Annotated in this window: 9 protein-coding genes; 1 reads left to right on the top strand and 8 read right to left on the bottom strand. The window is 30.0% G+C overall.

Annotated features, from left to right (window positions below; all coding sequences use genetic code 11):
* Nucleotides 1-54: 54 nt before the first annotated feature.
* The 7 genes from B3N22_RS09410 to B3N22_RS09380 form a co-directional block, all read right to left on the bottom strand.
* Nucleotides 55-642, bottom strand: a complete 588-nt coding sequence (locus B3N22_RS09410) for a hypothetical protein (protein WP_286906549.1) — start codon at nt 640-642, stop codon at nt 55-57.
* Between the two features lie 13 nt (nt 643-655).
* Entirely contained in the window at nt 656-1,282 is a 627-nt protein-coding gene (locus tag B3N22_RS09405; RefSeq protein ID WP_286906548.1) for a sugar transferase, read from the bottom strand.
* A gap of 14 nt (nt 1,283-1,296) precedes the next feature.
* Entirely contained in the window at nt 1,297-2,532 is a 1,236-nt protein-coding gene (locus tag B3N22_RS09400; protein ID WP_286906546.1) for a DegT/DnrJ/EryC1/StrS family aminotransferase, read from the bottom strand.
* 64 nt (nt 2,533-2,596) lie between these two features.
* Nucleotides 2,597-4,519, bottom strand: coding sequence for a polysaccharide biosynthesis protein (locus B3N22_RS09395; protein ID WP_286906544.1), 1,923 nt, complete (start codon nt 4,517-4,519; stop codon nt 2,597-2,599).
* A 136-nt stretch (nt 4,520-4,655) separates the two neighbouring features.
* Nucleotides 4,656-5,417, bottom strand: a complete 762-nt coding sequence (locus tag B3N22_RS09390) for a tyrosine-protein phosphatase (protein WP_286906543.1) — start codon at nt 5,415-5,417, stop codon at nt 4,656-4,658.
* Between the two features lie 8 nt (nt 5,418-5,425).
* Complete coding sequence (locus B3N22_RS09385) at nt 5,426-6,130, bottom strand: CpsD/CapB family tyrosine-protein kinase (RefSeq protein ID WP_286906542.1); 705 nt, start codon at nt 6,128-6,130, stop codon at nt 5,426-5,428.
* Nucleotides 6,105-6,821, bottom strand: coding sequence for a YveK family protein (locus tag B3N22_RS09380; RefSeq protein ID WP_286906541.1), 717 nt, complete (start codon nt 6,819-6,821; stop codon nt 6,105-6,107). Before B3N22_RS09380 ends, B3N22_RS09385 begins: the two co-directional genes overlap by 26 nt.
* A gap of 92 nt (nt 6,822-6,913) precedes the next feature.
* On the opposite strand from B3N22_RS09380, the gene B3N22_RS09375 reads away from it, so the two are divergent.
* Nucleotides 6,914-8,392 (top strand): IS1182 family transposase, encoded by a 1,479-nt coding sequence (locus tag B3N22_RS09375; protein WP_286906540.1) that lies wholly within the window; start codon nt 6,914-6,916, stop codon nt 8,390-8,392.
* 732 nt (nt 8,393-9,124) lie between these two features.
* Here B3N22_RS09375 and galU read toward each other — a convergent pair.
* Entirely contained in the window at nt 9,125-9,991 is an 867-nt protein-coding gene (gene galU / locus B3N22_RS09370) for a UTP--glucose-1-phosphate uridylyltransferase GalU (RefSeq protein ID WP_286906538.1), read from the bottom strand.
* Nucleotides 9,992-10,003 lie beyond the last annotated feature (12 nt).

Raw genomic sequence — 10,003 nt, 5'->3', positions numbered from 1 at the left:
TAGCTTAATTATTGACTTAATCCTAATTACTTATTCATATTTCAGTAAAAAAGACTATGAAAAAAACAAGCTATCACTTATAGCTTGTTTTTGCCCGGGGGTTTTTGTGGGACTCAAGGAGTTCCACTTGCTAGAATATGAGTATAATAAAAAACCATTAATTTCATTATTTTCATTCTTTGATATCGCAAAATACTTATCATTATTTTTAAAAGAATTCATAACCCATTGTTTATAAACTTTATCTCCACCACGTTTAAGTAGTTCTTTATCCTCTATAAATTTTGAATTCTCAAAGTTTGCTATGTCTATAATTTTTTCAATTGGCTCTAGTGAATGAAATATCTCTACGCTTCTACCTATCTCATTATTAGGTTCCACTTGTTTCTCAAATTGAATATTAACATCAGCTAAAAAAGCATTAGTATAATGTCCAATAAGTTGTGAATTAACTGGTTCTGAGTTTCGATTCTCAATAGAAATAAATTCATACTCTTTAAATTCTGTTTTTAAGTTATCCAATTCACATTTTTTAATAGGTTCACTTAAAATTACTTTTCCACATTTTATTCCAAAATAATCTGTATCCCATTTAAGTTCATATAAAATAGGCGTATCAGTCCCTAAACTACCATTTTTCAAAGTACATAGCCTCCTATATGTCTATTCCAGATGCTTCATTTTCTTTTATTACTTCAGTTATATACACATCTTCTCTCTTCAAAACCGACATAACAGTTTTAAAAAATACTTTTATATCAAGCCATAAGGATAAGTTATCAATATAATATATATCATTCTGGATTCTTTGCTTCCATGGAATTGTATTTCTATAGTAAGCTTGATTTAATCCTGTAACACCTGGTTTAATTTCAAGCTTTCGCTTTTCATTTCCTTCATATAACTCTATATGTTCTGGCAAATCTGGCCTTGGTCCTATTATGCTCATATCACCTTTAATAATGTTTAAAAGCTGAGGTGTTTCATCAATACTGGTTTTTCTAATAAACATCCCTATTTTTGTTAGTCTTGGATCATTCTCAGAATTAAATGTAGATCCATCACTATTTCTTACGTCAGGAGCATTTACCTTCATTGAACGAAACTTATACATCTTGAACACTTTACCATCCTTACCTAAGCGAGGTGCATTATAGAAAATCGGACCTTTATCTTGAAAATATATAATTGGCCCAATAATTATAAAAATAACTCCCCAAACCGGTAGTGCAATTAACGCTAAAACTAAATCAAAAAATCTCTTTAGAAAGTTTCTATACATTTTAACACTCCCATTTACTTTAAATTTTCTTGTTTTATTTCTAATACTAATTTCCTAAAATTCTCACACACATAATCTATATCCTCGTCAGTAAGTAGAGTATGAAGCGGAAGAGTTATTTCATTAATATACTGATTATAAGCATTAGGGTAATTATTAATATCAAATCCTAAATTTTTATATGCTGTAAATAAAGGAAGTGGTTTATAATGGACATTGCATGCAATCCCTAGCTCTGCCATTTTAACTATAATTTTATTTCTATCTTCTTCTTTTATTCCTGGTATTCTCACAATATATAAGTGTCCTGAAGATATAAAGTCTTCACCATAATGTTGTAAACTTAAAACTCCCATTTGCGAAATAGCCTTATCATATTTTTCTATAATACATTTTCTTCTTTTTAGCAACTCATCATATCTTTTTAACTGAACTAATCCAATTCCAGCTAATATATCTGTCATATTACATTTAAATGCAGGGTATATAATATCATATTCCCATGAACCTTTTTGAGTTTTGGCTAAAGCATCCTTTGATTGACCATGAAGACTATATAGCATAAATTGCTTATATAACCATTCATCATCGAAACCTAAATCACTTCTCCATACAACAGCCCCACCTTCTGAAGTCGTTAGATTTTTAACCGCATGAAATGAAAATGAAGTGAAGTCAGCTACCTGTCCACATTTATCACCTTTTCTTTCAGCTCCAAAAGCATGGGCAGCATCTGCAATTACTACAATTCTATTTAAAATTCTTTGAATATCATTATTAGCTTTAAATAATTCCTTCTTATCTTCTACAACTTCAAATATTTTTTCATAATTACACATCTTTCCAGCCAAGTCAACAGGAATAATAGCCTTTGTATTTTCTGTAATTGCATCCTTAAGTTTATCATAATCCATCTCAAATGATTCAGGCGCAGTATCAACCAATACAATCTTAGCTCCTACATGATCTATTATTGATGCAGAGGCAGTATAGGTATACGCAGAAGTAATAACCTCGTCACCCTTACCAACTCCTAATATCCTTAAAGTAAGTTCCATTGCAGCCGTTGCGGAGTTAAGACATACAGCTTTATCAACTTCTAAATATTCTGCTATATTTTTTTCAAATTCTTTTGTTCTAGGTCCTGTTGTTATCCATCCTGATTTCATTGCTTTTATAACTTCATCAATTTCTTCCTCTGTAATATCTGGAGGCGAAAATGGTATGTTTCTTACTCCTACTTCCTTCATTAATATCCCTCACTTTTCATGGTTTATATAATTATTTAATAAAAATGCTTTTATAAAAAGTAACTTATACTACAGTAATTACATTGTTTCTAAAAACATCTATTTTATCTGCTGCTGTTTCTTCATCATCTTCATTGCTCACTATATCATTAGGCGTTCTTTTATAAGTAGGTACTAACTCCTCTACCTTCCTTATAAGATCATCTTTATCTCCGTTCTCCATGATGAATCTAAACTCATCGAACCCTTTCTTAAGCTTATTCATATCTGTAAAGGTAGGGCTTCCTACAAATATTTTTTCATGCTTAGTACTTCCTAACCCCTCTTCTGCCATTAACAGTTCTTCATAAAGTTTTTCACCTGGTCTCAATCCTGTTATTTCTATCTTTATATCTTTGTGAGGTTCAAAACCTGACAACCTTATTAAATCGCAAGCTAAATCATATATCTTAACTGCTTTCCCCATATCAAGTACAAATATTTCTCCACCTTTTGCATAGGCACCTGCCTGCAATACTAGTTGTGAAGCCTCTGGTATAGTCATGAAATACCTAGTAATATATTTATTAGTTAATGTAACCGGTCCACCACTTGCTATCTGCTTTTTAAATAGTGGTATTACAGAACCATTACTTCCTAACACATTACCAAACCTTACTGCTACAAACTCTGTCTTACTCTGCTTATTTATAGCTTGCACTATCATTTCACACATTCTCTTGGAAGCTCCCATTATATTAGTTGGGTTAACTGCTTTATCTGTAGAAATAAGTACAAATCTCTTTACTCCAGCTCTATCAGCACATTCTGCAACATTTAAAGTTCCAAAAACATTATTTTTAATAGCTTCTGATGGATTATCCTCCATCAAAGGCACATGTTTATGCGCTGCTGCATGAAATACTACTTCTGGTTTAAACTCTTCAAAGATTTTTTCCACTCTTTTTCTATCTCTTACTGATGCAATAATAATTTTTAAATCTAATTTAGGGAATTTAACTTTTAATTCATTTTGAAGATCGTAGGCATTATTTTCGTATATATCTAGTATTAATAATCTTTTAGGTTCATACTTTGATATCTGCCTACAAAGCTCAGAACCTATAGATCCTCCTCCACCAGTAACTAATACTGTTTTTCCTGTTATATACTCACTTATTCCTTCGTTATCTAATACTACTGGATCTCTCCCTAGTAAGTCTTCTACCTGCACTTCTCTTATCTGGCTAGATATTACCTTTCCTTGTATAAGTTCATATACTCCAGGTATAATCTTCATTTTACAGCCTGTTCTTTTTACTATATCTATAAGTGATTTTTTATCCTCACCTTTTAAAGATGGTATAGCTATTATGACTTCTTCTACTGCTTTTAGTTTCGCTAACCTTTCAATGTCTTTACTTCCTCCAAGGACCTTTAATCCTGATACGAAAGTTCCTTGTTTATATTTACTATCATCTATAAGTGCTACTGGTTCTAATTTCATCTCTGGTCTTCTTTTTATTTCATTTACTATCATAGTACCTGCTGAACCTGCACCTATTATCATAACTCTTTTGAAACCTATTTTATTTATATTTTTAAAGTTAATTACCATTCTTCTATAAACTCTAAAGGATATTCTAAATCCTAATATATAAATAGTAGCTATCATACCCGATACAATACTTAATCCATAAGGTAAATTAAAGTTAAAAATACTCCCTATGGTTATAGATAATATATTAGCTATAACACATCCACATATAAGTAACATAAACTCATCTATACTAGCATATATCCACAAACTTTTATAGAACTTAAATACAAAAAATACCCCAATGTATATAATAGTTATAAACGCTATATTATGTTTATAATTTTGGAGATACTCTATATCTTGTCCATCTATAAATCTAAAAAAGATGGCTGATAAATACGCCAAGTTTATTAGTGCTATATCTATTATCATTAGTATTAAGTTTTTATAGCGTTTTACTATGTTCATTAAGCCCTCACCCTTTTCATTCTTTAATTTTATATAATTATTTCTTAATATTAATAATAACTTTCCATAAAATAATTCCTTAGTTTCCCATCTATAATATATAAAGATGGTCATAATTTACTTATGACCTCTCTAGTTATTTTCTCTTAAATAATCCGAAGAACCCTTTCTTCTTCTCTTTTATATCTATTATCTCAGGTAACTCTATTTCTAATCCTTCTAGTACTTTTTTTTCATTTTCTAATATAAATCCGTGTAACTCTGGATTTAATTCTTCTAATCTTTTTAATGCTTCTTTTATATCTGTTTTTCTGAAGCTGTTATTATGTCCGTCACTTCCTATTAAATGAATCATGTTTCTTTTTACTAATTCTTCCCCAAAAGCTTTTTCTGCTTGTCCATGTTTTCCTAACAGGGAATTAGCGTTAAGTTGTAGTAAATATCCTTCTTCTATAAACGCTTCTATCATATCTATATTGTTTATAAGTTTAATATTTCTTTCCGGGTGTGCTATTATAGGTTTTATTCCTAAAACTGTTAATTCATACAATACATCCATAGAGTATTTAGGCACATCTCTCATAGGAAATTCTATTAGCATGTATGGCCCTTCATTTATTCCCCATATCTTCTTCTCTTTATAAAGTTCTGGTAGACTTGGGTCCATATACACCTCTAACCCAGGTATTATATGGATATTGCTTTTTTCTCTTAATTCCTCAAGTTTATTAAAATACTCTTCTCTATCAGGCTCATACTCTCCTAATAGATAATGAGAGGTGGCACATATATATTTAGTGCCTTCCTGCTCTGCATTTTTTATCATATCTAAGGACATATGGATATCCTTAGCTCCATCATCTACTCCATAAATTATGTGTGAATGAAAATCTATCATGTCTCCTCCTATTCTTCTGTATCTGAAGAATAATATCCTTGATACTTCCCATATCCATAACCACCATAGCCATATCCTTTAGCATCTTGAGGTATTTTATTTTCTACTACCCCTAACACCTTTCCTCCAACCTTTATAATGCTTTCTTTTGCTCTTAATATAGCATTTTTCTCTGTTACTCCATAGGTTGCAACTAAGAGAATTCCATCTAAGGTTGATGCAAGTACATGTAAGTCTGAAACCACAAGTACTGGAGGTGAGTCTAAAAGTATAACATCAAAATAGCTCTTAAGATCTTCTAATATTTTCCCCATCTTTTTAGAACCTAATATTTCTGATGGATTAGGTGGAACTGGACCACTAGGTATAAGTCCCAAGTTAGGTATATCCACTTTATATATAGCTTCTTCTAATGTACTTTCTTTTAATAATAATGAAGTTAATCCACTAGCGTTAGATATTCCAAATTTCTTGTGAATTGTAGGTTTTCTAAGGTCACAATCTACTAATAATACCTTTTTACCACTTTGAGCTAGGCTTACTGCTAAGTTAGCAACTATAGTACTCTTTCCTTCTCCTGGTGCACATGAGGTTATTGCTATAATATTAGAATCTTTATCTAACATAGAAAACTGCAGGTTTGTTCTTAAGGTTCTATATGCTTCTGCTGATGCCGACTTAGGGTCACTATATGCTATTAGATCTTTTATCACGCTTACCACCTCTTGCTTTCTTTTTATCTTCCATCATAGGTATTGCCCCTAATACGGGAACCTCTAATAATTTTTCTAATTCATCTGTATCTTTTACTGTGTTATCTAAATATTCTATTAAAAATACTATTCCTACTGAAACAAATAATCCTAGTATTAAAGCTATTGCTATATTAATTAGTGGTTTAGGTGATATAGGACCACTAGGTAACAATGCATCATCTACCAACTGAACGTTGTCCACATTTTTAATTTCCTTAGTTACAGTTTTTAAAGATCTTGCAACTTGATTAGCTACTTCTTTAGCTTCATAGGCATCTTTAGATTTTACTGTTATGGTTAAAAAATCAGTGTCACTACTAGGTGATGCTGATATCATCCCTAAAAGTGAATCTACGCTTCTGTCAGAGTTTAATTTCTCTATTGTGTCCTCTGCTACCGCTCTTGTTTTAACAAATACACTATAGGTTTTAACTAATTTTTGATACATTATAACATCATTATAGGTTTGATTTGGGTTACTTGACGTTTCTTCTTTATTACTTCCTATAACTACTGAGATGCTAGCCTGATATGTAGGCTTAATTAAGAAAAAGCTGACTATAGCACTAACAAATACACAGGTTAAAGTCACTGATATTATTAATAGCCATCTCTTCTTTAAAATATGTAGATATTCCTTTAATTCCATCTTAATCCTCCGACAGGCTGTGCGAAAATTGCAAGTTTATGATATAATTTAACATATAAGCATAAATTTTCATTGTAGGAGAGTAAAGTATTATGAATTATATTTGTGGAGATGATAGAACTCAAATAAGAATAGAATCAATGGAAGAATTCGTAGAAAAATATAGTGAAGTAAGGGTAATAGACAAAATAGTAGATAGTATGAATCTCGAATGTTTGGGATTTAATATTGGTAATAATGACGCTATTGGAAGACCCAAATTTGATCCTAAAGATCTTTTAAAACTATACATCTATGGATACTTTAACGGTATAAGATCATCGCGCAAATTAGCAAAACAATGTGTTATTAATAGAGAAGTAATTTGGCTAATTAAAGGACTTAAACCTAAATATAGAGTAATTGCAGATTTTAGAAAAGATAACATAGAGGCATTAGAGGAGGTTTTTAAGAGCTTTGTTAACTACTGTATTAAATTAGGATTGTATGGAAAAGAACTTATAGTTGTAGACGGTACAAAATTAGAAGCATCTGCATCAAAAAGAAAGCACTATAGCAAAAATAAGTTAGCTAAAATGAAAAAAATAGCACAAGATAAAATTAAAGAATATCTTCATGAAGTAGAGATGAATGATAAAATAGATGATAAAAATAGCAGCTTGGACAAGACCAGTATTCCCAATGCTATTGAGGAATTAGAAGAAAAAATAGCATATTATGATGATTTGGAAGCTATGCTTATAGAAAATGATATGAATGAGATCAATTTTACAGATTCAGATGCTAAAACTGTAAAATTTGGAGCTAATCAAGGAACTGATGTAGGGTATAATGTACAGTCTGCAGTTGACGCAGAAAATAAACTTATAGTTACTTTTGAAGTAGGTAACAATTCACCCGACCAAGGTCAACTCCATAATGTTAGTAAAAAAGCAAAAGATATTTTAGAGATTGAAACAATAGAAGTATTAGCAGATAAAGGATATTTTGCCGCTGAAGACCTTGCTAAGTGTGAAGAAGATGATATTACAAGTTATGTTTCTAGACCTAGATATACCAATAGTTCAGGAGATTCAAGATATTTTATTGATAAATTTAAATATATAAAAGAGGACGATGTATATATCTGTCCAGATGGAGAAATATTGCACTGTCATACTAAGAAAGTTGATGCTAAAAGAAGAGAATATTATAATTTTGATGCTTGTAAGAACTGTGAAAATAAAGATAAATGTACTACTGCAAAAGATGGAAGAAAAATAGCTAGGACTGAAGGCGATGAAATTGCTGAAATTGTAGACAAAAGGGTTAAAGAAAACCAAGAAAAGTATAAGCAGAGACAGATGATAGTTGAGCATCCTTTTGGGACTATAAAAAGAACAATGGGTTTTTATCACTTACTTTTAAGAGGATTTAAAAAAGTAAGGGGTGAAGTTAGTATTGCCTTTTTTACATACAATTTGAAAAGAGTTATTAATATTCTAGGAACTGAGAAGTTCCTAGAGGCACTTATATCTAAAATATATTTCATTATCCTTAAAAAGTATACCTTAGCCATAATAGCATCTTAAAGTATTAAGCTGCTATTATGGTTCTAATATTTAAAAAGCTTTTTTATGCACAACCTGCCGAATGTTTTTTTAAATCTAATGTATATAAATCATAACATATTACCATATTTGTGTCTATTTTATGAAGTGTTTTAGGTGCTATTGTTTAATGGTGTCGAACCCATCTTTTGGTGTTATTTATTAAACTTTTAATAATTAAACTATAAACTATTATATTAATCTTACGATAATATATATCTTTAAAGTTTTACCAAATAATTATATAACTTTTTAACAGATTGTTCAACACTCAAGCGAACGTTAATTCTCATTCTTAATAGACATTATTCGACTTCTATAATATATATCGGACACTTTTCAAGGATAATTTATACTTATTCTTTTAATATTATCCTCATTTTAAAATTAATATATTCTCTTTCAAGGAATGGATTGATATATTTTCCATTATGAAAAGCTATAAATAAATTCAAATTACTTAGAATTTATTTATAGCTTTATTATCAGTAAACATTTACTTAGCGTATTTACAAGACTTTACTAAAATATAATAAATATTATATTCATTCAAAGTTCATTGTCGATTTTTGTTTGAATTAAATCAAAATATTTATTTATTTTTTTCTTTTAAATTTTATTATATAAAATGCTTCTCACAAAAATCTCACAAAGATTTGTTTACAAAAAAAGAAACAATAAGTACCCAAATTGTGTACTTATTGTTTAAATCACTTATTGTATTATTTCTTTCAAATACTTTATAAAATCTTCTCTTAAATCTTCTCTTCTTAAAGCATATTCAACTGTTGCTTGTAAGAATCCTAATTTATCTCCTACATCATATCTTTTCCCTTCAAAATCATATGCATACATAGCTTCTTGAGATATAAGTTCTTTTAATGCATCTGTAAGTTGAATTTCTCCACCTTTACCTGGTTTAGTTTTCTCTAATATATCAAATATTTGTGGAGTTATTATATATCTTCCAAGTATAGCTACGTTACTAGGCGCTTCTTCTCTAGCTGGTTTTTCTACTAGATTTTTTACTTTATATACTCTGTCTTCTATATGTAGCCCGTCTACTATACCATATTTACTTACATTTTCTTCTGCTACTGTTTGTACTCCAAGTATAGATGTTTTATATTCATCATAACAATCCACTAATTGTTTTAAGCATGGGTTTTCCTCATTATGAACAATATCATCTCCTAAAAGCACTGCAAAAGGTTCATTTCCTACAAATGTCTTAGCACATAAAATTGCATGACCTAACCCTTTAGGTTCCTTTTGTCTTATGAAATGTATATCTACCATTCCAGATATATCTCTTACTAAGTCTAGTAACTCTTGTTTTCCTGATTTCTCAAGTTCCATTTCAAGCTCTATAGATTTATCAAAGTGATCTTCTATAGACTTTTTATTTCTACCTGTTATTATTAATATTTCTTCTATACCTGAAGCTATAGCTTCTTCTATTATATATTGCATAGTAGGTTTATCTACTATAGGAAGCATCTCCTTAGGTAATGCTTTAGTAGCTGGTAAAAATCTTGTTCCAAGTCCTGCTGCAGGAATTATTGCTTTTTTAATTGTCATGTCTTTCTTCCT

Origin of the sequence: Clostridium sp. UBA1652, from assembly GCF_002320975.1 — a bacterium.
Taxonomy (GTDB): Bacteria; Bacillota; Clostridia; order Clostridiales; family Clostridiaceae; genus Clostridium_T; species Clostridium_T intestinale.
The sequence above is the reverse complement of the archived record's forward strand: the minus strand, read 5'-3'. Positions and strand labels throughout refer to the sequence as shown.